25 protein-coding genes are annotated in these 22,538 nt (G+C 69.4%); 9 read left to right on the forward strand and 16 right to left on the reverse strand.

Going from position 1 to position 22,538, the window contains the following annotated elements:
* The gene (locus E0W80_RS06850) at positions 1-975 is read right to left on the reverse strand and encodes a Ppx/GppA family phosphatase (protein ID WP_131491827.1); all 975 of its coding nucleotides are present in this window, start codon (positions 973-975) and stop codon (positions 1-3) included.
* Positions 976-1,003: 28 nt separating this feature from the next.
* On the opposite strand from E0W80_RS06850, the gene coaA reads away from it, so the two are divergent.
* From coaA to E0W80_RS06890, 8 genes are all read left to right on the forward strand, one after another.
* The gene (coaA, locus tag E0W80_RS06855) at positions 1,004-1,957 is read left to right on the forward strand and encodes a type I pantothenate kinase (protein WP_131491828.1); all 954 of its coding nucleotides are present in this window, start codon (positions 1,004-1,006) and stop codon (positions 1,955-1,957) included.
* A 63-nt stretch (positions 1,958-2,020) separates the two neighbouring features.
* The gene (gene glmS / locus E0W80_RS06860) at positions 2,021-3,868 is read left to right on the forward strand and encodes a glutamine--fructose-6-phosphate transaminase (isomerizing) (RefSeq protein ID WP_047524759.1); all 1,848 of its coding nucleotides are present in this window, start codon (positions 2,021-2,023) and stop codon (positions 3,866-3,868) included.
* Positions 3,869-3,962: 94 nt separating this feature from the next.
* Positions 3,963-4,322 carry a holo-ACP synthase gene (locus E0W80_RS06865; RefSeq protein ID WP_047524761.1) on the forward strand — a complete coding sequence of 120 codons (360 nt, stop codon included), beginning with the start codon at positions 3,963-3,965 and terminating at the stop codon, positions 4,320-4,322.
* Complete coding sequence (gene alr / locus E0W80_RS06870) at positions 4,319-5,425, forward strand: alanine racemase (protein ID WP_131491829.1); 1,107 nt, start codon at positions 4,319-4,321, stop codon at positions 5,423-5,425. Before E0W80_RS06865 ends, alr begins: the two co-directional genes overlap by 4 nt.
* Positions 5,422-5,919, forward strand: coding sequence for a tRNA (adenosine(37)-N6)-threonylcarbamoyltransferase complex ATPase subunit type 1 TsaE (gene tsaE / locus E0W80_RS06875; RefSeq protein WP_232762444.1), 498 nt, complete (start codon positions 5,422-5,424; stop codon positions 5,917-5,919). Before alr ends, tsaE begins: the two co-directional genes overlap by 4 nt.
* Positions 5,916-6,716 (forward strand): response regulator transcription factor, encoded by an 801-nt coding sequence (locus E0W80_RS06880; protein ID WP_131491830.1) that lies wholly within the window; start codon positions 5,916-5,918, stop codon positions 6,714-6,716. The genes tsaE and E0W80_RS06880 overlap by 4 nt, the downstream gene beginning before the upstream one ends.
* 206 nt (positions 6,717-6,922) lie before the next feature.
* Positions 6,923-8,521 carry a PAS domain-containing sensor histidine kinase gene (locus E0W80_RS06885; RefSeq protein WP_131491831.1) on the forward strand — a complete coding sequence of 533 codons (1,599 nt, stop codon included), beginning with the start codon at positions 6,923-6,925 and terminating at the stop codon, positions 8,519-8,521.
* Entirely contained in the window at positions 8,518-9,672 is a 1,155-nt protein-coding gene (locus E0W80_RS06890; RefSeq protein ID WP_131491832.1) for a hypothetical protein, read from the forward strand. The genes E0W80_RS06885 and E0W80_RS06890 overlap by 4 nt, the downstream gene beginning before the upstream one ends.
* Here the strand turns inward: E0W80_RS06890 and csrA are convergent.
* The 13 genes from csrA to E0W80_RS06955 form a co-directional block, all read right to left on the reverse strand.
* A complete protein-coding gene (csrA, locus tag E0W80_RS06895) occupies positions 9,669-9,920 on the reverse strand; it encodes a carbon storage regulator CsrA (RefSeq protein WP_047524777.1) in 252 nt (83 codons plus the stop codon). The genes E0W80_RS06890 and csrA overlap by 4 nt on opposite strands.
* 4 nt (positions 9,921-9,924) lie before the next feature.
* The gene (locus tag E0W80_RS06900) at positions 9,925-11,991 is read right to left on the reverse strand and encodes a flagellar biosynthesis protein FlhA (RefSeq protein ID WP_131491833.1); all 2,067 of its coding nucleotides are present in this window, start codon (positions 11,989-11,991) and stop codon (positions 9,925-9,927) included.
* A complete protein-coding gene (locus E0W80_RS06905) occupies positions 11,988-13,079 on the reverse strand; it encodes an EscU/YscU/HrcU family type III secretion system export apparatus switch protein (protein ID WP_131491834.1) in 1,092 nt (363 codons plus the stop codon). The genes E0W80_RS06900 and E0W80_RS06905 overlap by 4 nt, the downstream gene beginning before the upstream one ends.
* Positions 13,076-13,837 (reverse strand): flagellar biosynthetic protein FliR, encoded by a 762-nt coding sequence (locus E0W80_RS06910; protein ID WP_047524783.1) that lies wholly within the window; start codon positions 13,835-13,837, stop codon positions 13,076-13,078. Before E0W80_RS06910 ends, E0W80_RS06905 begins: the two co-directional genes overlap by 4 nt.
* Positions 13,838-13,841: 4 nt before the next feature.
* Entirely contained in the window at positions 13,842-14,114 is a 273-nt protein-coding gene (gene fliQ / locus E0W80_RS06915) for a flagellar biosynthesis protein FliQ (protein ID WP_047524786.1), read from the reverse strand.
* Entirely contained in the window at positions 14,111-14,926 is an 816-nt protein-coding gene (gene fliP / locus E0W80_RS06920; RefSeq protein WP_131491835.1) for a flagellar type III secretion system pore protein FliP, read from the reverse strand. The genes fliQ and fliP overlap by 4 nt, the downstream gene beginning before the upstream one ends.
* Positions 14,923-15,423: a flagellar biosynthetic protein FliO gene (fliO, locus tag E0W80_RS06925; protein ID WP_346559269.1), complete on the reverse strand. Its 501-nt coding sequence runs from the start codon at positions 15,421-15,423 to the stop codon at positions 14,923-14,925. Before fliO ends, fliP begins: the two co-directional genes overlap by 4 nt.
* Complete coding sequence (gene fliN, locus E0W80_RS06930; protein ID WP_047524792.1) at positions 15,420-16,079, reverse strand: flagellar motor switch protein FliN; 660 nt, start codon at positions 16,077-16,079, stop codon at positions 15,420-15,422. The genes fliO and fliN overlap by 4 nt, the downstream gene beginning before the upstream one ends.
* A complete protein-coding gene (locus E0W80_RS06935; protein WP_131491837.1) occupies positions 16,076-17,008 on the reverse strand; it encodes a flagellar motor switch protein FliM in 933 nt (310 codons plus the stop codon). Before E0W80_RS06935 ends, fliN begins: the two co-directional genes overlap by 4 nt.
* A 48-nt stretch (positions 17,009-17,056) precedes the next feature.
* Positions 17,057-17,866, reverse strand: coding sequence for a flagellar motor protein MotB (locus E0W80_RS06940; protein ID WP_047524795.1), 810 nt, complete (start codon positions 17,864-17,866; stop codon positions 17,057-17,059).
* Positions 17,863-18,675, reverse strand: coding sequence for a MotA/TolQ/ExbB proton channel family protein (locus E0W80_RS06945; protein ID WP_131491838.1), 813 nt, complete (start codon positions 18,673-18,675; stop codon positions 17,863-17,865). Before E0W80_RS06945 ends, E0W80_RS06940 begins: the two co-directional genes overlap by 4 nt.
* Positions 18,675-18,926: a flagellar FlbD family protein gene (locus tag E0W80_RS06950; RefSeq protein ID WP_131491839.1), complete on the reverse strand. Its 252-nt coding sequence runs from the start codon at positions 18,924-18,926 to the stop codon at positions 18,675-18,677. The genes E0W80_RS06945 and E0W80_RS06950 overlap by 1 nt, the downstream gene beginning before the upstream one ends.
* A gap of 140 nt (positions 18,927-19,066) precedes the next feature.
* Positions 19,067-19,408, reverse strand: a complete 342-nt coding sequence (locus E0W80_RS06955) for a metalloregulator ArsR/SmtB family transcription factor (protein WP_153243652.1) — start codon at positions 19,406-19,408, stop codon at positions 19,067-19,069.
* A gap of 84 nt (positions 19,409-19,492) precedes the next feature.
* Between E0W80_RS06955 and E0W80_RS06960 the strand changes: the two genes are divergently transcribed.
* Positions 19,493-20,830, forward strand: a complete 1,338-nt coding sequence (locus E0W80_RS06960) for an FAD-dependent oxidoreductase (RefSeq protein WP_131491841.1) — start codon at positions 19,493-19,495, stop codon at positions 20,828-20,830.
* Here E0W80_RS06960 and E0W80_RS06965 read toward each other — a convergent pair.
* Together E0W80_RS06965 and E0W80_RS06970 are read right to left on the reverse strand one after the other, a co-directional pair.
* Positions 20,781-21,581 (reverse strand): ABC transporter permease subunit, encoded by an 801-nt coding sequence (locus E0W80_RS06965; RefSeq protein ID WP_131491842.1) that lies wholly within the window; start codon positions 21,579-21,581, stop codon positions 20,781-20,783. The two genes, E0W80_RS06960 and E0W80_RS06965, sit on opposite strands and share 50 nt — an antisense overlap.
* Positions 21,574-22,512 carry an ABC transporter ATP-binding protein gene (locus E0W80_RS06970; protein WP_047524801.1) on the reverse strand — a complete coding sequence of 313 codons (939 nt, stop codon included), beginning with the start codon at positions 22,510-22,512 and terminating at the stop codon, positions 21,574-21,576. The genes E0W80_RS06965 and E0W80_RS06970 overlap by 8 nt, the downstream gene beginning before the upstream one ends.
* Between the last annotated feature and the right edge of the window lie 26 nt (positions 22,513-22,538).

Consider the following 22,538-nt stretch of genomic DNA (forward strand, 5'->3'; position numbering starts at 1 on the left):
TCATGGTAGCCGCGGCGGCTCCTCGATGCTCTCAGTCTCGATCGGGGTCCCGTTCAGATGCTCGATGTAGCGGAGCAGCACTCCCTCGCGCAGCGCCCACGGCGACACTTCGAGCTCCTCCAGTTCGAGCGCGGTCATCGCCACGTGCAGCGACACGGCCGCGGCCACGATCTGGAAGGTCCGGTCGGGGGTGATCCCCGGCAGTTCCTGTCTGGCCGACGCGGGAAGGCGCGCGAGCCGGGGGATCCACGAGCCGAGCGACGCCCGCGGCAGCAGCATGCGTTCGCTCCCCGACCATCCCGGCGCCGGATAGCCGACCAGGCGGGCGAGCGAGCGGATCGCCTTCGAGGAACCCACCACGTGATCGGGACGGGGGAGGGCGACGAATCGGGGCAGGACGGTCGCGATGGTCGCCTCCGCGTGCGCGCGCAGTCTCTCGACGTCCGCCTCGCCGGGCGGGTCGTTCGGGAGGTACTGCACCGTCATGCGCCCGGCTCCGAGGGGCACGGACGCGGCGGCGTCGGGCATCTCCTCCGCTCCGGCCGCGATCTCCAGAGAGCCCCCGCCGATGTCGAGCAGCAGCAGCTGTCCGGCCGACCAGCCGAACCAGCGCCGCACGGCGAGGAAGGTCAGCTCCGCCTCGGTCTCGCCGTCGAGCACCTGCAGGGGTTGCCCCAGAGCGGCCTCGATGCGGGCGATGACCGCCGCGCCGTTGCGGGCGTCACGCACCGCGCTGGTCGCGGTGGCCAGGAGGGCGTCGACGCGCTCGGCCTCGGCGACGCGGCGGGCCTGAGTGACCGCGGTCTCGAGCGCCTGCACGCCCTCCTCCGAGATCGCGCCGTCGGGTGTGAGGTAGCGCATGAGGCGCAGCACCGTCCTGTCGCTCGTCGTCGCGAGCGGACGTCCACCGGGGCGGACGTCGGCCGCCAGCATGTGAACGGTGTTTGATCCGATGTCGAGGACTCCCAGGCGCACGGAAAGAGACTACTCGCGCCCGGATACGATGTACTGCGTGACCACCGTCGACCCCACGCTGCCGCTGTCGCCCTATCGGGAGATCGGACGCGCGGAGTGGGCGCGTCTCGCCGCCGGGCTCGATCAGCCGCTCACCGAGACCGAGGTCGTCGAACTCCGCGGTATCGGGGATCGTCTGTCCCTCACCGAGGTGCGCGAGGTGTACCTGCCGCTGAGTCGTCTGCTCAGCCTGTACGCGACGGCGACGAAGCGTCTGGGCGCCGCCACCTCGTCGTTCCTGCAGAAGGACGACACGACGACGCCGTTCGTCGTCGGCGTCGCGGGCTCGGTCGCGGTCGGCAAGTCGACGATCGCCCGTCTGCTGCGCGAGCTGATGAGCCGCTGGCCCGGCACCCCGCGAGTGGAGCTGGTCACCACCGATGGCTTCCTCTATCCGAACGCCGAGCTCGAACGCCGCGGCATCATGGACCGCAAGGGCTTCCCGGAGTCGTACGACCGGCGTGCGCTGATCGAGTTCCTGACCGAGGTGAAGAGCGGGGCCACCGAAGTGCGCGCGCCCTTCTACTCCCACATGCGCTACGACATCGTCCCCGACGCGAACGTCGTGGTGCGTCGCCCCGACGTCGTGATCGTCGAGGGGCTGAACGTGCTGCAGCCGCCGCCCGCCCCGAACGACGTCGCAGTGAGCGATTTGTTCGATTTCTCGATCTTCGTCGATGCCGAGACCTCGCACATCGAGAAGTGGTACGTCGATCGCTTCCTCGCTCTGCGGCAGGCGGCGTTCAGCAACCCCTCGTCCTATTTCAACGTGTTCGCCCATCTCACCGATGAGGAGGCGATCACGACCGCCCTCGGGTATTGGAACGAGATCAACATGCCCAACCTCGTCGAGAACGTGATGCCCACGCGACACCGGGCGCGACTCGTGCTGCGCAAGGGCGCCGACCATGACGTCGAGAGCGTGCTGCTGCGCAAGCTCTGAGGAGCACGCCGACCGAAATATTGTTCGGACGACTCGCAAAAATCCCGGCTTACTCTTGTTCGCATGTGTGGAATCGTCGGATACGTGGGCCCGCGCCCCAGCCAGGACATCCTTCTTGCCGGCCTCGCCCGCCTCGAGTACCGCGGCTATGACTCCGCGGGCGTCGCCGTGATCGACGGTGACGGATCCCTCGGCATGCGGAAGAAGGCGGGCAAGCTCGCGAAGCTGCGCGACTCGCTGGCCGACGCGCCGCTCCCCGACGGGTCGACCGGTATCGGTCACACGCGCTGGGCGACGCACGGCGGACCGACCGACGTCAACGCCCACCCGCACCTGGCGGACGACGACAGGCTCGCCGTCATCCACAACGGCATCATCGAGAACTTCTCGGCCCTGCGTGAAGAGCTGCTCGCCGACGGTGTGGTGTTCCGCAGCGAGACCGACACCGAGGTCGCAGCCGCCCTGCTCGGGCGTGAGTACGCCGGCAACGGCGGAGACCTGCAGCTCGCCTTCCGCAACGTCGTGAACCGCCTCGAGGGGGCGTTCACGCTTCTCGCGATGCACCAGGACCACCCGGGCCTCGTGGTCGGCGCCCGCCGCAACTCGCCGCTCGTGATCGGTCTCGGCGAGGGCGAGAACTTCCTCGGCTCCGACGTGGCCGCCTTCATCGAGCACACGCGCAAGGCCTTGGCGATCGGCCAGGACCAGATCGTCTCGATCACCCCCGACTCCATCAGCGTCATCGACTTCGCCGGCACCCCGGTCGAGCCCGAGCCCTTCGACGTCTCGTGGGACGCCGCCGCCGCCGAGAAGGGCGGATGGTCGAGCTTCATGGCCAAGGAGGTCTCCGAGCAGCCCGAGGCCGTGGCGAACACGATCCGCGGCCGCATCCAGGACGGCCAGGTCGTCATCCCCGAGCTCGACGGCCTCGACGACCTCTTCACCGGGATCAACCGCGTCATCATCACCGCGTGCGGCACGGCTTCGTATGCGGCCCTCGTCGGCAAGTATGCGATCGAGCAGTGGGCGCGCGTCGCGGTCGACGTCGAGCTCGCGCACGAGTTCCGCTACCGCGATCCGGTGATCGGCGCCGACACCCTCGTCGTGTCGATCAGTCAGTCGGGCGAGACCATGGACACCCTGATGGCCGTGAAGTACGCCCGGGAGCGAGGCGCCCGCACGCTCTCGATCTGCAACACCCAGGGTGCGACCATCCCGCGCGAGTCGGACGCCGTCGTCTACACCCACGCCGGCCCCGAGGTCGCGGTCGCCTCGACCAAGGCGTTCTCGGCGCAGATCACCGCCCTGCTGCTGCTCGGCCTGCACATGGGGCGCGTGCGCGGCACCGTGGCCGACGCCTCGACCGACGTCGCGGAACTCACCGAGCTGCCCGCGAAGATCGCCGAGGTCCTCGAGAGCGAGCAGGAGCACGTCACCCAGCTCGCCGGATGGATGGCCGACACCCGCTCGGTGCTGTTCCTCGGTCGCCACGTCGGCTTCCCGATCGCCCTCGAAGGTGCGCTCAAGCTCAAGGAGATCTCCTACATCCACGCGGAGGGCTTCGCCGCGGGCGAGCTCAAGCACGGTCCGATCGCTCTGATCGAGCCGGGGCAGCCCGTGTTCGTGCTGGTGCCGTCCCCGCGTCACTCCGCGCTCGTGCACTCGAAGGTCGTCTCGAACATCCAGGAGATCCGTGCTCGCGGTGCCCGGGTGATCGTGGTGGCCGAAGAGGGCGATGCGGCCGTGCTGCCGTTCGCCGACGAGGTCATCCACATCCCGCTCGCCGGAGCGATGTTCGAGCCGCTGCTCTCGGTCGTGCCGCTGCAGATCTTCGCGATGGCGCTCGCGACCGCGAAGGGCCTGGACGTGGACCAGCCCCGGAACCTCGCGAAGTCCGTCACAGTCGAGTAAGACCGGCTTCGCATCACGCGAATGGCTCCGTTTCCACCGGAAACGGAGCCATTCGCGCGACATCAACCGGATGCGTGCTCGATAGGCTGAACGGATGATCATCGGCACCGGCATCGACCTCGTGGACATCCCGCGGTTCGAGCGCACGATGACCCGGACCCCTCGCCTCCTGGAGCGGCTCTTCGCCCCGTCGGAGCGCCCGCTGCGTCTTCCTTCCCTGGCGGCGAGGTATGCGGCCAAAGAGGCGCTGATCAAAGCACTCGGCGGCTCGGACGGGGTGCACTGGACCGAGATCGAGATCGCCTCGGAGGCGTCGGGTCGTCCGCACTTCGTCCTCTCCGGCTCGACGGCCGCGGTCGTCGAGGAGCGCGGCATCCGCACCCTGCATCTGACTCTCACCCACGACGCGGGCCTCGCTGCCGCGTTCGTCGTCGCAGAAGGAGCGCCGCTGTGACCGTCCCGTTCCGTGAGGCGACCATCGACCTCGATGCCGTCGCCGACAACGTGCGGCACTTCCGCCGCCTCACCGGCGTCGAGGTGATCGCGGTCGTCAAGGCCGGCGCCTACGGACACGGTGCTGCCGCGACCGCTGTCGCCGCGCTCTCCGCCGGAGCGACACGCCTCGGCGTCGCCGAGATCCCCGAGGCCCTCGAACTGCGCAGGCAGGGCGTGCACGCGCCGATCATGGCCTGGCTGCACGCGCCGGGCGAGCGGTTCGAGCACGCCGCGGCCCAAGACGTGGAGATCGGTGTCTCCTCCTTCGATCAGCTCGAGGCCGCTGCTGCCGCTGCCGCCGTCGACCGTCCGGTCGGGGTGCACCTCAAGTTCGAGACGGGGCTGTCGCGCAACGGCATCGCTCCGGCCGACTGGGGGCGGGTGCTGGCCGAGGCCGCGCGTCTGGAGCGGATCGGACGACTGCGTATCGTCGGCCTCTTCAGCCACCTCTCCAACACCTCCGCGGAGGACGACCGGGCTGCGCTGGCGAAGTTCGAGGAAGGTGTCGCCGCGGCCGCCTCTTTCGGTATCCGCCCCGAGATCCGGCACATCGCCGCCACCGCCGCAGCGATCGACCTGCCCGAGATGCGGCTCGATGCCGTGCGCATCGGCATCGGGCTCTTCGGCCTCTCGCCGTTCGACGACCGCAGCTCCGCCGAGCTCGGTCTGCGTCCGGCGATGACTCTGCGCGGAGCGATCGCCGCGGTCCGCCGGGTGCCCGCGGGCACGGGTGTCTCCTACGGCTACGCCCACCGCACGGATCGCGACACGACGCTGGTGCTCGTGCCCCTCGGATACGCCGACGGCGTGCCCCGGAACGCCTCGGGCAGGCTCCCCGTCTCGATCGGCGGACGGCGGTTCGTGAACGTCGGGAGGATCGCGATGGATCAGTTCGTCGTCGACGTCGGTGACACGCCGGTCTCGGTCGGGGACGAGGTGGTCCTGTTCGGCGATCCCACCCTCGGCGTGCCCTCGGCGGCGGACTGGGCCGCGGCCGCCGGAACCATCAACTACGAGATCGTCACGCGCATCGGTCCCCGGGTGCCGCGGAGGACGTCGTGAGCGTGGACCCCGCTTTCCTCGGCAGACGGGAGATCGCGACGTCCGAGGAGATGGAGCAGCTCGGCTTCCGGATCGGTGAGCAGCTGGAGGCGGGCGACCTGCTCATCCTCACCGGACCGCTGGGCGCCGGGAAGACGACGTTCACCCGTGGTCTCGCCGAAGGGCTCGGTGTGCGCGGACCCGTGCAGAGTCCGACCTTCGTGATCGCCCGCACCCACCCCTCGCTGGTCGGGCGTGCGCCGCTCGTGCACGTCGACGCGTATCGACTCGGATCGGCGGCGGAACTCGAGGACCTCGACCTCGACCTCGAGCGCTCGGTGGTGGTGATCGAGTGGGGGAGGGGGATGGCCGAGGATCTCGCGGACGCGTGGTGGGACATCGAGCTCGAGCGACCGGTCGGCGTCTCCGAACTCGACTCCGGGGAACTCGACCCCTCGGATCTCGATGCGGATGCCCCGCGGATCGTGACCATCGTGCGCGAGGGGACCCCATGAGTGCGGCGACGTCCCCCCTCGTCGCCGTGATCATCGATGACGACCCGGGCGTCCGCTCGCTCCTGGACGAGGTGTTCCTGGCCGCCGGCTTCGAGACCTTCCTCGCAGGTTCCGGCCCGGACGGGATCGCGGCCGTCGAGCAGCACCGCCCGGTGATCACCACCCTCGACATCAACCTGCCGGGGATCGACGGCTTCGAGGTCGCGCGACGGATCCGGCAGGTCAGCGACACCTTCATCATCATGCTCTCGGCCCTGTCGGACGAGTCCGATGTGGTCCTCGGTCTGACCTCCGGAGCGGACGAGTACCTCGTGAAGCCGTTCCGGCCCCGTGAGCTGCGTGCGCGCATCCAGGCCCTGCTGAGGCGCCCGCACCCCGCGGCCCCGCCGCCGGCCACCGAGTCACGCCCAGCGACCGCAAGCGAGCCGTCCACCGACGGTGCGACGGTGCTGACGTGGCGGGGCCGGGTGCATCGCGACCTCAGCCTCGATCTGGACACACGGCTGGTGCTCGTCGGCCAGAAGCGCATAGATCTCACCCCCACGGAGTTCGACCTGCTCGCGGCGATCCTCGAGGCGAACATCCGGGTGTCCAGCAAAGCGGAGCTCGCGCGCGGACTGCGGGGAGCGCCACCGGGGTCGAACGATTACGTGAGCGAACCCGACAAGCGGGCGATCGAGACCCACATCGCGAATCTGCGGCGGAAGCTGGGTGACAGCTCGGCGAACCCGCGCTACATCGAGACCGTGCGCGGAGTCGGTTACCGCTTGACTTCCGCTGATGACACGGGAGGCTGAACCGGGGCGGGGCCGCGGCTCCCCAGCCGCGGCCCCGGCGCCTGCGAATCCCCACTCGCGTGGCCCCGGCGTCTGCGTTGTTCCCCAGTCGCAGTATCGGCCCCACTCAGAATGCTAGGGGTGCACGGCCGCCTGAAGAGCGGGCTCGACGGATCTTTGAGTAATCTTGCGGGAAACCTGAGCTTCGAGCGGAAAGGCGAGCGTCGATGATCCGCACCGTGTCGATCTGGCGCTGGCAACTGGTCTTCACCGGCAGTGTGGTCGCGATCGTCGTGATGGTCACGGCCTTCAAACCCGAGACTTTCGCCAACACCTTGGTCGTCGCGGGGGCCGTGCTGGTCCTCGTCACCAGCGTGCTCACGCTGGCCGTGCCGTGGCACCGTCTGCCGCGCTCCGCCGCCGCCGTCGTGCCGCTCCTGGATGCGCTCGCGATCGGCTTCACCACCAATGCGCCGGGCCTCCGCCTGGGGTTCCTGTGGGTCTTCCCCATCGTCTGGCTGGCCACGTACTTCACCCTGCCGTGGGTGTTCGGCGGCATCGTCTTCATCAGCGCCACCCTCGTGCTCTTCGCCGAGCAGAGCGGCTCGCCGGCGGACATCCTGCTGCGACTCCTCACGCTCGTCATCACCCTGGGGTTCCTCGGCGTGACGGTGCGGATCGGTGCGCAGCGCTCTCGGGCGGCGCGGCGGCTTCTGCAACGTCGTTCCGAGCAGGTCAATCGTGCCGCGGTGCGAGCGGAGGCGAATCAGCGGCGGGTGATCCAGATCGTCGACGCTCTGAGCGTCGCCCTCGTCGTCGTCACGGCGGGAGGGCGCATCCTGCAGATGAACGACGCGTACCGTGCGCTCTACGGCCGCGACCGCTTCGGCGCGGAGCTCTCCACGGCCGCCGTCGAGTACGACGCCCGACGGGGCGTCGCGCTGCCCCCCTCCCGCACCTGCCTCGCCCGCGCCGCCGGCGGAGAGGAACTCGATGCCGAGCGCGTATGGCTGTTCGATGGCGCGGGACAATGGCGGGCCCTCGAGGTGAGCACGCAGCCGATGGCCAGCGCCGGCGAGGGCGAGGCGATCACGCTGGTCGTGATCGACGACGTGACCGCGCGGCTCGAGGTCGACGAGGAACGCCGGGCCTTCAACGCCATGATCTCGCACGAGTTGCGCAACCCCCTCACCGCGATCGTCGGCCACGTGGACCTTCTCCGTGAGCGCGAAGACCTGCCGGGTCGGGTGCCTGCACAGCTCGAGATCATCGCGAACGCGGGTGAGCGCATGCACGACCTGGTCACGAGCATCCTCCGGCAGACGAGTCACACCGCCCAGGATCCTTTCGAATCCGTGGATCTGCGTGAGGTCGTCGAATCGGCGGCGGCATCGTACGCTCCCGTCATCTCGAGCAACAGGCAGACGCTGCGGGTCGAAGGCGCCGAGAGCCTGGTGATCTCGGGCGACGCCTTCCGGCTGCGGCAGGTCGTCGACAATCTGCTCAGCAACGCCGCGAAGTACACCCCCGCGGGCGGACACATCGGTATCGACCTCGACACGATGGCGGGCGACCAGGCGGTGGTCACGATCGTCGACGACGGATTCGGCATGGCGGCAGACGACGTCGCTCGCGTGTTCGAGCCCTACTTCCGCACCGACAGCGCCGTGCGCGCCGGCATCGGCGGCACCGGCCTCGGGATGGGCATCGTGCGGGAGATCGTCGCCGCGCATGAAGGCAGTATCGACATCGCCAGTGAGGTCGGTGTCGGCACCCGCGTGACTCTGCGCTTCCCGCAGCGTCGAGTGATGGAGGCTCAGGTATGACCCCGCTCGTTCCCGTCAACGTCGACATCACGACCAGCATGGTCGCGGTCGTCACGGTGCTCACCGCGCTGGTGATCGGTCTGGGCACCCTCGCGCGCCCGAGCAGGGCGACCGTCACGTGGGGGGCGGCCTTCGGTCTGGGGATGCTCGGCGCCTACCTCTGGCTCGCGGGGCAGCAGATGACCGAGACCAGGGCTCTGCTCGCCGCCGCCTCGGCCCTGCTGCTGTGCTTCGAGCCGTTGGTGTGGATCGGTCTGCGGATGCACTTCGGCCGCCGCGCCCGCTGGTGGCCGGTGATTGCCTTCCTCGTCATCGCGCCGACGCTGCTGGTGACGACGGCGGACAACCCGTGGTATCTGCCGTCGTTCCACCTCGTCTTCCTGGGCAGCGCCGTCTTCGGCGGGCTCGTGGCCTACGAGTTGCTCCGTGATCGCCCGGCCGCGAGGGACATCGTGCTCCCGCTGGTGCTCGCCTCCTGTGGACTGGTCGTGGTCGCGGTCGTGAGCACCGTGTCCGCACTGCTGTCGGGCGGGGCGGCGGTCGGAGCGCAACTGAGCGCGCTGCGCGGCATGAACGCCGTCGGAACCGTGGTGGTGAGCACCTGCGCCGCGTTCACCCTCGTCCTGATGGTGCGGGTGGAGTCGAAGAAGAGCGATGTCGGGGATTTCGTGGAGCGTGCGCGTCGTCGGCTCCGCAAGGCCGAAGCGCAGAACGACCTCCCGTGGTCGGTGCTCGACATCCGACTCGACGACCCCGCCGATCTCCGAGAGGCATCGACGGGTTCGGCGTTCGCGGCCATCGTCGATCGGTTCCACCAGGACATCCAGGAGGCCCTGCCCGCATCGGCCGACGCCGACCGGGTGGAGGACGGTCGGGCGATCGTCGTGATCCGCGGGGGTGACGAGTCGGTCCGCCACCATCTGCGGGAGATCCTGACCCGGATCTCGGTGATCGACAGGGAGACGACGATGACCGGGATCCGGTCGTCTGCGAGCATCGGCTGGGCGACGGCTTCGGTCGTCGGATTCGACTTCGACCTGCTCGTGGCCACGGCGGAGCAGGCGGCCGGCCGAGCGCGGGCCGCGGGAGGCGACCAGTGGAAGCGGGCGGACGCCGCGGATCTGGCGCGGGTCGTGACCCCCGTCGACTAGGAGTCTCGGGACTCCCGGCCCCGGGCGAGGGCAGCGGCGATCGCGCCCTCCGCATCGGCGCCGGTCTCGGCCGCGGCCGACACGTTCTCGGCGACGACCGCCTCGATGATCTCGGTGCGCTGGATGCGGGTCTCGCGCGGGGCCTTCACGCCGATGCGCACGCTGTCGCCCTTGATCTCGAGCAGCGTGATCTCGATGTCGCCGTCGATGCGCACGCTCTCACCGATCCGCCTCGTCAAAACCAGCATTCGTTCAGCCTACTGCCGCCGAGACGGCTCCGACCGCGGGCGAGGGCGCGGGGGCATCTCGGACGACGCCGACGGTCTCGATCGTGAGCGCGGCGGAGGTCGCCTCGGTGTACGAGAGCACCGGCAGCCCGTCGGTCTGTGCGGACACGAGCCGACGCACCGCCGGACGCAGCGACGGGGCACACACCAGGACCGGTTCGCCCCCCTCGCGCACCGAGGTGACCGCCTGCTTCACCGACTCCACGACGGCCTCCATCCGCTGCGGGTCGAACACGATCTGAGTGCCCTCGTCGCTCGTACGCAGGCTCTCGAGCATCGCCTGCTCGAGAAGCGGATTGATCATCACCACCCGTAGGACGCCGCCATCCGCGAACCGCGCCGCGATCGCCGGGCCGAGAGCAGCCCGTGCGGCTTCGATCAGGCCCTCCGGATCGGTGGAGACCCTCGCCCGCAGCGCGAGTGCTTCGTAGATGCGGCTGAGGTCGTTGATCGGGACCCGCTCGGCGAGGAGTCCCTGGAGCACGCGCTGCACCTCGGCGAGCGACAGCAATGCCGGGGTGAGCTCCTCGACCGCGGCGGGGGAGGCCTGTTTGAGCGCGTCCGTGAGCTGGCGCACGTCTTCCCGGCTGAGCAGCCGCGCGGCGTGGGCGTGGATCACGCTGGAGAGGTGCGTGATGATCACGCTCGCCCTGTCGACCACGGTGGCTCCCGAGAACTCGGCGCTGTGGCGCATCTCGAGGGGGATCCACTTGCCCTCGAGCCCGAACACCGGGTCGAGCGTCGCGGCGCCGGGGAGGGACTCCAGGCCCTGCCCGAGCGCGAGGACGGAGCCGGCCGGAGCGGTGCCCCTCCCGGTCTCGACCCCGGCGATGCGGATGACATAGGTGGACTGGGGCAGCTCGATGCTGTCCCGGGTGCGCACCGGCGGCGCGATGAGTCCCAGATCGAGGGCGATCCGCCGTCGCAGCGCCTTCACGCGCGCGAGGAGGTCGTCGGGTCCTCCGGTGACCAGATCGACGATGTCGGGGGAGAGCAGGATCTCGAGCGGGTGCACGCGCATCTTCTCGATCAGCTCCTCCGGCTGATCCGCGGGGGCCGGCGTCGTCGTCTGCGCGGCGATGGCTTCGTCACGCTTCTGCGTCGCCTTGATGCGCTGCGCGATCAGCAGCAGAAGAGCGCCGATCGCCACGAACGGCAGCATCGGCATGTGCGGGATGAGCGACATGATGATCGCGGCGCAACCGGCGATGATGAGCGCATTGCGGGACTGACCGAGCTGTGCGGACGCGGCGCTGCCCATCTCGGCTTCCGCCGTCGAACGGGTCACGATCATGCCGGTGGACACCGCCATCAGCAACGCCGGGATCTGCGTGACGAGCCCGTCGCCGATGGTGAGGAGGCTGTACGTGCTCACGGCCCCGTCGATCGTCATGCCGTGCTGGACGATCCCGATCGCGATGCCGCCGACCACGTTGATGATGATGATGACGAGTCCGGCGATCGCGTCGCCCTTGACGAACTTGGAGGCACCGTCCATGGCGCCGTAGAAGTCGGCCTCGGCGGCGACCTCGGCGCGACGCTCCCGGGCTTCCGCGTCGGTGATGAGTCCCGCATTGAGGTCGGCGTCGATCGCCATCTGCTTGCCGGGCATGGCGTCGAGGGTGAACCTCGCCCCGACCTCCGCGACGCGCTCCGCGCCCTTGGTCACCACCACGAACTGGATGACGACGAGGATCAGGAAGACGACGGCGCCGATGATGAGCGAGCCGCCGACGGCGATCGCACCGAACGCCTCGATGACCTGTCCGGCGTAGGCCTCCCCGAGCACCAGACGCGTGGAGGCGACGTTGAGACCCAGCCGGAACAGCGTCGCCACGAGCAGCAGCGAGGGGAACACCGAGAAGTCGAGGGGCTTCTTCACGAACATCGACGTGAGCAGGATCACGAGCGCGAACATGATGTTCAGGATGATCAGGATGTCGAGCAGGAACGGTGGCACCGGGACGACGAGCAGCATGATGATGCCGACGACGCCGACGGGCACCATGAGCTTGAGGAAGAGCTGTCTCATACGGTCCTCCGATAGGGAAGGGAATGGATGCCGCGCGCGGCCCCGCGCCGCCGCAGGGCGTCGACGAACACGAGTACGCGGGCGACGGCGTTGTACAGGTCCTCGGGGATCTCCTGGCCCAGTTCGCACGCGGCGTGCAGGGCACGAGCGAGCGAGACCTCACGCACCATCGGGACACCGGTCCGTGTCGCTTCCTCGCGAATGCGCTCCGCGACGACGCCGCTGCCCTTCGCGACGACCTTGGGTGCGGCGCGTCCGACCTCGTATCGGAGCGCGACGGCGATGTGCGTGGGATTGACGAGGACCACGTCGGATCCCGCGACCGCGGAGATCATGCGGTTGCGGCTGATGGCCAGCTGTCGGGAACGCCGCTGCTGACGGATCAGGGGGTCGCCCTCGGAGTTCTTGTTCTCGTCGCGCACCTCGCGCTTGGTCATGCGGGTGTGCTTGCGGTTGCGTCGCATCACGACGAACATGTCGATCGCGGCCAGTACCAGTCCGACGGCGATGGCGGTCTGCAGGAGGGCGGCCGTCCCCTCGCTCGCGGTGCCGAGCAGCCGCGAGATCGAGTGTGCGCCGCTGGCGGTCAGCACGGGCATCAGGCTCGCGATCACGAACCACAGCGCGATGCCGATGGCCGCGGTCTTCAGAAGCGCCTTGGCGCCCTCCCAGAGGGCCTGCATGCCGAAGACGCGGCGGATCCCGGTGACGACGTTGAACTGCTCGAAGCGTCCGGTCAGCGGCTTCAGGTGCACCCCGCCCTGGATCACCGCACCGATCAGCGTGACGATCGCGACCGCGGCCAGCATCACGGCGAGCGTGGGCAGCACGGAGGCGAGGCCGCGACCGAGGGCGGTGAGTGCCGCTTCCGGCGTCGGAGCATCGACCAGCGAGGTCAGCGTGAGCAGCTGCTCGGTGCCGGCCGATGCCCCGAGGGCGATGGCAGCGGGCATGGTGACGGCCGCGGCGCCGATGCCCAGCCACGCGGTGAGATCCTGGCTGCGCGACAGCCGCCCCTTCTTGCGGGCTTCGCGCAGGTGCTTGTCGGTCGCCTTCTCACTGCGCTCGCCGCTGTCCGTGCCGCTCATTCCTGCACCCCCTGCATCATCTTGAGGGCCTGCACGGCGAGGGCGTCCACGATGCCGGGCAGGACCGCATAGACCGCTCCGGCCAGCAGGAGGGTCAGCAGGATCTTCACCGGGAAGCCCATCGCGAAGGCGTTGAGGGCCGGGGCCACACGCGTGATGAGGCCGAGCCCGACGTCGGCCAGGAAGAGCACGAGGACGAGCGGCCCGGCGATCTGCACGGCGGCCAGCACCATCTGCGAGACGCCGTCGACCAGCAGCTCCGCGGGACCGGACACCTCGAACACGCCGTCGAGCGGAACGGCGTCGAAACTGCGCGCGAGTCCCGCGAGGATCAACTGATAGCCCCCCGATGCGAACAGCAGCGTGAGCGCGGTCAGGTGGAAGAGGCGCGTGAACTGCGCGCCGTTCACGAGGGAGTGCGGGTCGAACGCCTGAGCGAGCTGGAACCCGCCGAACACGTCGATCAGGCTGCCGGCGGCCTGGAGTGCCGAGAAGCACAGCAGCACCAGGAAGCCCAGAAGCGCACCGGTGACCAGCTGCAGCACCAGGGCGCCCAGGAAGGGTCCGGTGTCGAGGTTCTCGTATCCGGGGGAGACGGCCGTGCCGACGGCGAGCGAGAGACCGATCGCGAGCATCGCCTTCACCCGCACCGGGATCGCGCCGTACGAGAAGGGCGGGGCGATCATGATGAACGCGGTGATGCGGACTGCGGCGAGCATCGTCGCCTCCAGCCACGCGAAGTCGATGGGGATGAACACCGCGTCATCCGCTCAGGAGCGAGGGGATGCGGGCGAACATCTCGGTGGTGAACGCGATCATCTCCGCGATCATCCAGTTCCCGGCGATCAGCAGGGCGATCCCGACCGCCACGATCTTCGGCACGAACGACAGCGTCACCTCCTGCACCTGGGTGATGGACTGCAGCAGCGAGATCGCGAAACCCACCACGAGGGCGGTGACCAGGACCGGAGCGGCGAGCTTCGCGGCGATGATCAGCCCCTGGGTGCCGATGTCGATCACGGCTTCGGGACTCATCCGACACCTCCATAGCTCTCCAGGAGGGCACGGATGATGAGCCCCCATCCGTCGACCAGGATGAACAGCAGGATCTTGAACGGCAGCGAGATCATGACGGGCGGCAGCATCATCATGCCCATCGACATGAGAGCCGCGGCGACCACGAGGTCGATCACCAGGAACGGCACGAAGATGACGAAGCCGATGATGAACGCGGCGCGCAGTTCGGAGATCATGAACGCCGGGATGAGCGTGTACATCGGCACGCTCGTCGGGTCCTCCGGGTTGGGCTGACCCGCCATCCGCGTCATGAGCGCGAGGTCCTCCTCGCGCGTGAACCGCAGCATCCACTCCTGCAGCGGCAGTTGGCCGACGTCGATGGCCTGGGCGAACGTGTACGTGCCGTCGATGTACGGCTGCACCGCGACGGTGTTGATCTCGGTCAGCACTGGCCACATGATGAACAGCGACAGGAACAGCGACAGTCCTGCCAGCACCTGGTTCGGCGGGATCGTGGGCAGGGACAGGGCGTTGCGTGTCATCGCGAGCACGACGAAGATCTTCGTGAACGACGACATCATCAGCAGCAGCGCAGGCGCCACCGAGAGCAGGGTGATGCCGAGCAGCGTCAGGATCGAGCCCGAGGGGGAGCCGTCGACACCGTTGATGTCGATCGTGACGCCGTCGCCGGGATCGTCGGGGGTCACGGCCGCGTGTGCCGGGCTGCCGGTGGCCAGTGTGAGCACGAGCACCAGAGCGAAGGCGACGGCGAGGAGCAGCGCGACCCGTTGCAGCGCGCGGCCGTCGGCGACCCCACCGGGCATGCTCATCGCGTGCGCCGGATGGCCTCGGCGGTCTGCCGCCAGGTCTCGGGGGAGAGGATGGAACCGCGCAGCGGATCGTTCCGGTGGCGCACGCGTCGCTGCGGCACCTGCGCCGCGACGGCGGAGGTCGTGTCCTCGGTGCGCGCGGTCGCGGCGAGGATGCGGTCGAACTCGGCCGCGTCGGAGGCCGCCTCGGACGTCGCGGCAGACCACACCGGTGTCGCCGGATCGTCGGGCAGGGCCGCGGGCTTGACGGGCAGACGGTCCACCACGTTGACGCCGTGTTCGGTGACGCCCAGCACGTAGCGGGCGTCTTCGGTCTGGACCACGACGATCTGCGCCTTCGGGCCCACTCCCTGGCGGCCCAGCACCGTGATGACCTCACCGTCGCGTCGCCGCGCGGCGGTGCGCGAGACCCGGCGCTGCAGGAACCAGAGCAGCCCGAGCACCGCTGCGAGGGAGAGCGCGACCCGCAGCCCGAGCAGGAGGTCGTCCAGGATCAGGCCTCGACGTTCTCGAGGATGCGGGTGATCCGCACCGCATAGTCCTGGTCGACGACGACGACCTCACCGTGCGCGATGACCCGGCCGTTGAGCTTGACGTCGGCAGGTGCACCGGCCGAGCGGTCGAGTTCGACGATGCGTCCCGGCTCGAGGCCGAGCACGTCGCGCACGGCCATCCTGGTGCGGCCGATCTCGACCGTCAGCTCCATCTCGACGCCGGCGATGCGGTGCAACCGGCGGGAAGAGCTCGCGGTGCCGGCCGGCGCGCGCGTGACGATCACGGCGAGGCGTCCGATCGTCCGGTCGGTGTCGTCCTGCAGGTCGAAGAGCTGTGCGGCGGGGTCGGCGAACAGAGCGGAGGCGTCGCCGATCGTGGCGTCACCGAGGGCGCCGGCCCCCAGCGCGCTCGCTGCGGCTTCGAGGGCATCGCGCAGCCGATCGCTCAGAGGCGCACCGCCGAGGCCGTCGACCAGGGCATCGGGGTCGAACACCTGCACCGCCAGCTGCGCGCTGGCCTCGCCCACGAACGGGACGATCACGGCGTCGCCGGTGTCTCCCGACACCTGGGAGGCACGCGCGGAGGTCGCCGCGGCGGTCGGCAGCTTCGCCGCGAAAGCGGCGGCGACGGCGGACTCATAGGTGGTGGTGCTGGTCACGCGGGCTCCTCGGCGATGGCGGGATCGGGGATGGTGGTGGCGACGACGCAGGCCAGACGCGCCCCGGCGCTGCCCACGGCCGCGGTGGCGACGGTCTGATCGCCCACCGCGAGGATCATCGGTCGATCGGCGGAGTGCGGGAAGGAGACGATGTCTCCGACGGCGAGATCGAGCACCTCGCGGGGAAGCACGGCACGCGGGGCGAGCCGGAGCGCCACCTCGACGGGGGAGACCTCGACCTGACGGCGGACCAGGTCCGGCGCAGCCGAGCGATCCGCGTCCGAGGTGCGCACCGTGAATCCGGCGAGGACCGAGGCGGGCAGCATCACGCTCGCCGGGACGGTCCGACCGGCCAATCGCATCGAGAACCGCGCGACGATCACCGGTTCCCCCGAGGCCGCGACCTGCGCGAACTGGGAGCTGTACTGGATGCCGCTCACCGTGATCCCGGCGGGCAGCAACCCGTCCAGGGCACCGGTGAGGTGATCGAGGGCATCGACGATCAGAGAGCGGATCAGCGCCTGCTCGATCGGGGTGAAGGTGCGGTCTTCCGAGGCGCTGGACGAGCGTCCGCCGACCATCTGCACGATCCAGGTCGTGGCGGCGGAGGTCGGCAGCTGCACGATGAGGCGTTCGTCCGAATCGGGCAGCGCGCACACGATCATGGTGGTCGTGGTCGGGAGCGACTGCGCGTACTCGCCGTACGTCAGCATGCCGACATGCTCGACGGCGATGGTGGCGCGGACGTGGATCTTCGCCGAGAGCTGGGTCGACCACTGCCGGGAGAACGTCTCGAAGGCCAGTTCCAGGGTGCGGGTGTGCTCGCGCGAAAGGGTCGCCGAACGGCCGAAGTCGTACACCTCGACTTCGGCGGTCTTCGTCGCCGTCGCTGCGCGCGCTTCGGAGCGCACGCTGTCCTGGATCACCACGAACCCGACTATCGGGCGGCGACCTGCGTGCGTTAGGAGAGGAGGGGGTCAGGAGGACGGCTGCGCCGCCTGCGCTTCGGGAAGGAGCGCACGCACCTCCTCGTTCGCATCGGACAGGACGACGATGTCGACCCGTCGGTTCTGGGCCAGAGCCTCGCTGCTGTTGCCGGCGGCGATCGGCCGCGTATCACCGAACCCGACCGACTTCAGGTGGCTCGGCGGCAGCCCCGACGACTCGACCAGGTGCCGCAGCACCTGGGTGGATCGTCCGGCCGACAGCTCCCAGTTGGTGGGGTAGGGAGCGACGGAACCACGCACGTCGGCATGACCCTCGACGGAGATCTCGTTCGGTGCGGTGACCAGCACCGAGCCGAGCGCGTCGAGGACCAGCACGGCGGTGGGGCTGAGTGCGGTGCTGTTCGTGGTGAAGAAGGTCTCCGCACTGACGAGACCGATCGTGAGCCCGCGCTCGTCGATCGTGAAGGTGACGTCGGCCTCGAGACCGTTGTCCGCGAGCACCCGCCGCAGCTTCTCCCGGAGAGCGGAGAGTTCGCTGAATTCGGTCTGTGCGGCGGCCAGGTCGACATCGGCGAAGTCGTCGCCGTCTTCGTCGACCAGTTCCGGAGGGACCACGACACCCGTGACCGCATCCACGTCGTCCGACGGTTCCTGACCGAAGCCGGTCGCGAGGGAAGCGCTGAGGGCCTCGAACTTCTCCTGGTCGACGGTCGACATCGCGAACAGCACGATGAACATGCACATGAGCACGGTGACCATGTCGAGGTACGAGGCCATCCAGCGCTCGTCCGGTCCGCTGTGCTCCTCCTGCGGCACCCGACGGCGGGCGCGCACGCTCATGGGGCGGGCTCCGTCTCCTCCGCGGCGCGAGTGCGGGTGCGCGACCGGGCGGATCGCGCCGAGGGGCGTTCGGCGACGAGTGCACGCAGGCGTTCTCCGACGAACTGCGGCGGGGCGCCGGCCTGGATCGCGAGCATCCCCTCCATGAGCACGGTCATGCGTTCCAGCTCGAGTTCACCGAGGCGCTGGAGCCGTCCGCCGATGGGGAGCCAGATGAAGTTCGCGGACAGCAGCCCCCACAGCGTCGCGACGAACGCGGCGGCGATCATCGGGCCGAGCGTGTCCGGCTTGTCGAGCTTCTCGAGCACGTGGGTCAGCGAGACGACGGTGCCGATGATGCCGACGGTCGGCGCGAAGCCGCCGAGGGTCATGTAGAAGCGCGAGGCGGTGCGGTTGCGGGCGGCGGTCGAGGTGAGTTCGTCTTCCAGCAGGGTTCGCAGGTCTTCGGCATCCGTGCCATCGGCGATGCTCTGCAGCGCCTGGCGGAGGAACGGGTCCTTCTCCTCGTCCAGACCCTGTTCGAGGGCGAGCAGACCTTCCGCGCGCGCCTTCTCGGCGTATCCGACGACCGTGTCGATCGTGCTCGCGGCGGTGCGGCGTTCCCCGCGGAACGCCCGGGGGAGGGACTTGAGTGCGTGCAACGCGTCGCGCAGGGTGCCGCTCGCGAGGCCGACCGCGATGGTCGCGCCGAACACCAGGACCATCGGGGCCGGCAGCAGCAGGGAGCCGACGGTCGCGCCTTCGATGTTGATCATGGCGACCAGTGCGCCGAAGGCGAGGACCAGGCCGAGGATGAGGGACGGATCCATCAGAGGTCCGCCTCGGCGTCGGCGGCGATCGCGGGATTCTTCTCGTCCGCGGCGATCAGGGTCGCCGCGGTCGCGAGCACTCCGGCGCGGAACCGGGTGATCTGAGCGATCACGTCGTCCATCGTCTCGGTGACGACGAAGGTCGCGCCGTCGACCATGATGAGCGTCGTGTCCGGCGTGGCCTGGACACGTTCGATCAGGTCGGGATTCACCGCGAACCGCGAACGGTTCAGGCGCGTGAGGACGATCATGGGCTCCATCCTGGAAAGATCCGTCCGCGTTCCGGGGAATACGGACCCGACGGCCCGTCCTGGGCTGTCGGGGGTGACTGTCGGACGGAGGGAGCCGGTCGTTAGCCGCGAGGATCCGTGGCGTCTGCCGGTGTGCGTGCTCAGACGGCGCGAAGGGCGTCGGCCGCGGCCGCCATCACGTTCGCATCGAGCGCGAAGTACGCCCACTTCCCCCGCTGTTCACGAGTGACCAGGCCGGCCTCCGTCAGGAGTTTCATGTGATGGGAGACCGTTCCCTGGGAGAGGCCCACGGGTTCGGTGAGGTCGCAGATGCAGGCTTCGCCGTCGGGTCCGGCGGCGATGAGGGACAGTAGTCGGACCCGCGTGGGATCGCCCAGTGCCTTGAACACCCGCGCGATGCGCTCCGCGTCCTCGACGCTCACCGAAGGGGTGAGCGGGGGGACGCAGCACTGGGATGCTTCGATCGTCGTCGGCAGGGTCACGAGTCCATTGTGCCACGTATTGACAATCATCGATAGATGCGCGATCGTCGTCGTATTGAAGATTTTCGATCTGAGGAGAGTGTGATGTCCGAGCTTCCCGTCGTCGTCATCGGAGCGGGCCCGCAGGGGCTCGCCGCCGCGGCGCATCTCGTCGAACGCGAGCAGGACGTGATCGTGGTCGAGCGTGGGCGCGGTCCTGCCGCCGCCGTCTCCGAATGGGGACACGTCCGCCTGTTCTCGGCGTGGCCGGAGCTCACGGATGCCGCCGCCCGTCGGCTGCTCGAGCCGACCGGGTGGACCGCGCCCGTCGCGGGGTATCCCACCGGCGCGGAGTGGGTCAGCGCCTACCTCGCGCCTCTCGCAGAGGTCCTCGATGAACGGATCCGCTCCGAGACGACCGTCACCGGAGTCGCTCGGCAGGGCCGCGACAAGGTCGTGGACGGAGGGCGGCGGAGTCAGCCGTTCGTGGTGCACACTGTCGACGCCGACGGCCGGGAATCCCGCCTTCTCGCTCGTGCCGTCATCGACGCGAGCGGCACCTGGGCGCTTCCCAATCCGGCAGGCGCCGACGGCTTCCCCGCGATCGGGGAGTCCGCGTCGAGCCGACTGATCTCGTATCGCATCCCGGCGGATGTCTCGGAGCTCGCAGGCGCGCATGTGGTCGTGGTGGGATCAGGGCACTCCGCCACGCACACCGTCCTCCGGTTGAGTGAGATGGCGCGACGGAACCCGGGCACGCGGGTGACGTGGGCGCTGCGCCGGGGGAGCACCGCGAACATCTTCGGAGGGGGCGCCGGAGACGATCTGCCGGAGCGGGCCGTGCTGGGCTCTCGTGCGCGCACGGTGATCGATGACGGAGCCGTGGATCTCGTCACCGGATTCCGTGTCGCCGAGTTCCGCCAGGATGGGTCCGGTCTGACGATCCTCGCTGAGGACGGGCGTGAGATCACCGGGGTCGGACGCGTGTTCGCGCTCACCGGGTTCCGGCCCGATACGGAGATCCTCCGAGAAGTGCGGGTCGATCTCGATCCGGCGCTCGAGGCCGTCGCCGGCATCGCATCCGAGATCGACCCGAACATCCACTCCTGCGGGTCCGTGGGGGCGACCGGCGCGAGAGAGCTCACGCACCCGGAACCCGGGCTCTTCATCGTCGGGGCGAAGTCCTACGGCCGGGCGCCGACCTTCCTCGCGATGACCGGATACGAGCAGGTGCGCAGCGTCGTCGCCCATCTCGCGGGCGATCAGGAGGCGGCGGCTCGCAACGAACTGGTCCTCCCGGCCACCGGAGTGTGCGGGGGATCCGGTGATTTCGATGCTGCTGCGGGTGGGTGCTGTGCCGCTCCCTCCGTGCTGCAGATCGGCGCGTCACCACTCAGCCGATCACGTCACGTCGCTGCAGCGCCCATGCGCTCCCCGCGATGAACGCGAGGCTCAGCGCCCACAGGGCGACTGCCCCGCTCGGGCTGAGCCCCTCGGCGAGCGGAGGCTGGTGGAAGGCCCAGGAGTAGGGCGAGATCGTGCGCAGCCATTCGACCGCCTCGACCTGGTTGGCGATGGCGTTGAAGGCGTAGCCGGCGAGCGCGATGCCCGCACCCGCTGCCACCGCCCAGGAGCGGCGACCGACCAGCGCGCCGACGAACAGCGCGGTGCTCCCCGCCAGCGCGGTGAGCCCGACGAAGACGACCGTGGCATCGACGATGTGGATCGGCGTGATGTCGAGTGCGGCGGAGTCGTTGAGCAGTGCGACGACCGCCCCGGCGAAGACGCCCAACCAGGCGAGCCTGACCAGGATCGCGGCGGCGGACTCCAGCGCATACCGCACACGCCCGACCCCGTGGGCGAGATCGAGTTCGAGTCGGCCGGACTCCTCCGCGCCGGCGATGGCGCCCGCGCCCCAGGATGTGGCGGCGATGGTCAACAGCAGGAAGCCGATGAGCCCGTAGAACGTGCCCTGCGCGTATCCCGCACCGGTGCCGATCTGGTCGTAGCCGAGTGCTCCGACCAGCTCGGGCGGGAGGCTGTCGATGATCTGCTGCATCTGGCCGTTGCCGCCGATGCTGGGGAAGAGTGGCAGGTACATGAACAGCACGGCGGCGACGCCGATGGTCCAGCCCAGGGTCCCGCGCCAGTCCTCGCGGAGGGCGCGCCGGAAGACGGGGAGTGCATCACGCATCGCGACCACCTTCCTCCGACTGCGAGGGTTCGCCGTAGAGCCTCAGCACGGACTCCTCCAGGTCTGGTTCCTCGATCGCCAGGTCGATGACGCGGTGATGGGCGAGCACCTTCACCAATGGATCGATGTCGCCTTCGACGGTGGCGCTCACCCGCACGGTCTCGGCCGCGCCGCGCACCTCGAGATCCGTGACCTGCGGCAGCGCGCCGAGCTGTTCGCGGATCGTCGACTCGTCCGTCGCGAGGAGGCCGGCCCGCACTCGACGGACGGCCCCCAGTCGCAACGACGCCACGTCGCCTTCCGCGACGACCTTCCCCTGACTGAGGACGGCGACGACGTCGGCCGTCTGTTGGATCTCGCTGAGGACGTGTGAACTCAGCAGCACGGTCTGGCCCCGATCCCTCGCGTCGGTGATGAGGTGGAGGAACTCGCGCTGCACGAGGGGATCGAGTCCGCTGGTCGGCTCGTCCAGCACCAGCAGCGGCGGCTCATGCATGAAGGCCTGGACGACACCGAGCTTCTGCTTGTTCCCTTTCGAGAGTGCGTGCACCGGGCGGCTCAGATCGAGGTCGAGTCGGTCCGCGAGTTCGCCGATCATGCCGGGCCTCACGGGTCCGGACACCTCGGCGTAGAAGTCCAGCATGCGCCGTCCGGTCGCTCGGCCGTCGAGTCGGAGTTCACCCGGGATGAACCCGATGCGCCGTCGAAGGGCAGGGCCTCCCCGGCGCGGGTCTTCTCCCAGGACCCGGATGGTCCCCTCGGTGGGGCGGATGATGTCGAGGATCATGCGCAGCGTCGTGGTCTTGCCTGCGCCGTTGGGGCCGATCAGGCCGAACACGGTGCCGGGCTCGATGCTCAGATCCAGGGAGTCGACGGCCGTGTGCCGGCCGTATCGCTTGCGGAGACGGGTCAGTTCGATGGCAGGGGTCATTTCCCTGCTCCTTTCGGATGGGTGGA

The sequence above is a fragment of the Microbacterium sp. PI-1 genome (assembly GCF_004337555.1).
GTDB lineage: Bacteria > Actinomycetota > Actinomycetes > Actinomycetales > Microbacteriaceae > Microbacterium > Microbacterium aurugineum.

Coding starts and splice junctions, on each gene's coding strand:
- coaA (WP_131491828.1), top strand. CDS start 1,004: ATGTACTGCGTGACCACCGTCGACCCCACGCTGCCGCTGTCGCCCTAT.
- glmS (WP_047524759.1), top strand. CDS start 2,021: ATGTGTGGAATCGTCGGATACGTGGGCCCGCGCCCCAGCCAGGACATC.
- E0W80_RS06865 (WP_047524761.1), top strand. CDS start 3,963: ATGATCATCGGCACCGGCATCGACCTCGTGGACATCCCGCGGTTCGAG.
- E0W80_RS06880 (WP_131491830.1), top strand. CDS start 5,916: ATGAGTGCGGCGACGTCCCCCCTCGTCGCCGTGATCATCGATGACGAC.
- E0W80_RS06885 (WP_131491831.1), top strand. CDS start 6,923: ATGATCCGCACCGTGTCGATCTGGCGCTGGCAACTGGTCTTCACCGGC.
- E0W80_RS06890 (WP_131491832.1), top strand. CDS start 8,518: ATGACCCCGCTCGTTCCCGTCAACGTCGACATCACGACCAGCATGGTC.
- csrA (WP_047524777.1), bottom strand. CDS start 9,920: ATGCTGGTTTTGACGAGGCGGATCGGTGAGAGCGTGCGCATCGACGGC.
- E0W80_RS06900 (WP_131491833.1), bottom strand. CDS start 11,991: ATGAGACAGCTCTTCCTCAAGCTCATGGTGCCCGTCGGCGTCGTCGGC.
- E0W80_RS06905 (WP_131491834.1), bottom strand. CDS start 13,079: ATGAGCGGCACGGACAGCGGCGAGCGCAGTGAGAAGGCGACCGACAAG.
- fliQ (WP_047524786.1), bottom strand. CDS start 14,114: ATGAGTCCCGAAGCCGTGATCGACATCGGCACCCAGGGGCTGATCATC.
- fliP (WP_131491835.1), bottom strand. CDS start 14,926: ATGAGCATGCCCGGTGGGGTCGCCGACGGCCGCGCGCTGCAACGGGTC.
- E0W80_RS06940 (WP_047524795.1), bottom strand. CDS start 17,866: ATGAGCGTGCGCGCCCGCCGTCGGGTGCCGCAGGAGGAGCACAGCGGA.
- E0W80_RS06945 (WP_131491838.1), bottom strand. CDS start 18,675: ATGGATCCGTCCCTCATCCTCGGCCTGGTCCTCGCCTTCGGCGCACTG.
- E0W80_RS06950 (WP_131491839.1), bottom strand. CDS start 18,926: ATGATCGTCCTCACGCGCCTGAACCGTTCGCGGTTCGCGGTGAATCCC.
- E0W80_RS06960 (WP_131491841.1), top strand. CDS start 19,493: ATGTCCGAGCTTCCCGTCGTCGTCATCGGAGCGGGCCCGCAGGGGCTC.
- E0W80_RS06965 (WP_131491842.1), bottom strand. CDS start 21,581: ATGCGTGATGCACTCCCCGTCTTCCGGCGCGCCCTCCGCGAGGACTGG.
- E0W80_RS06970 (WP_047524801.1), bottom strand. CDS start 22,512: ATGACCCCTGCCATCGAACTGACCCGTCTCCGCAAGCGATACGGCCGG.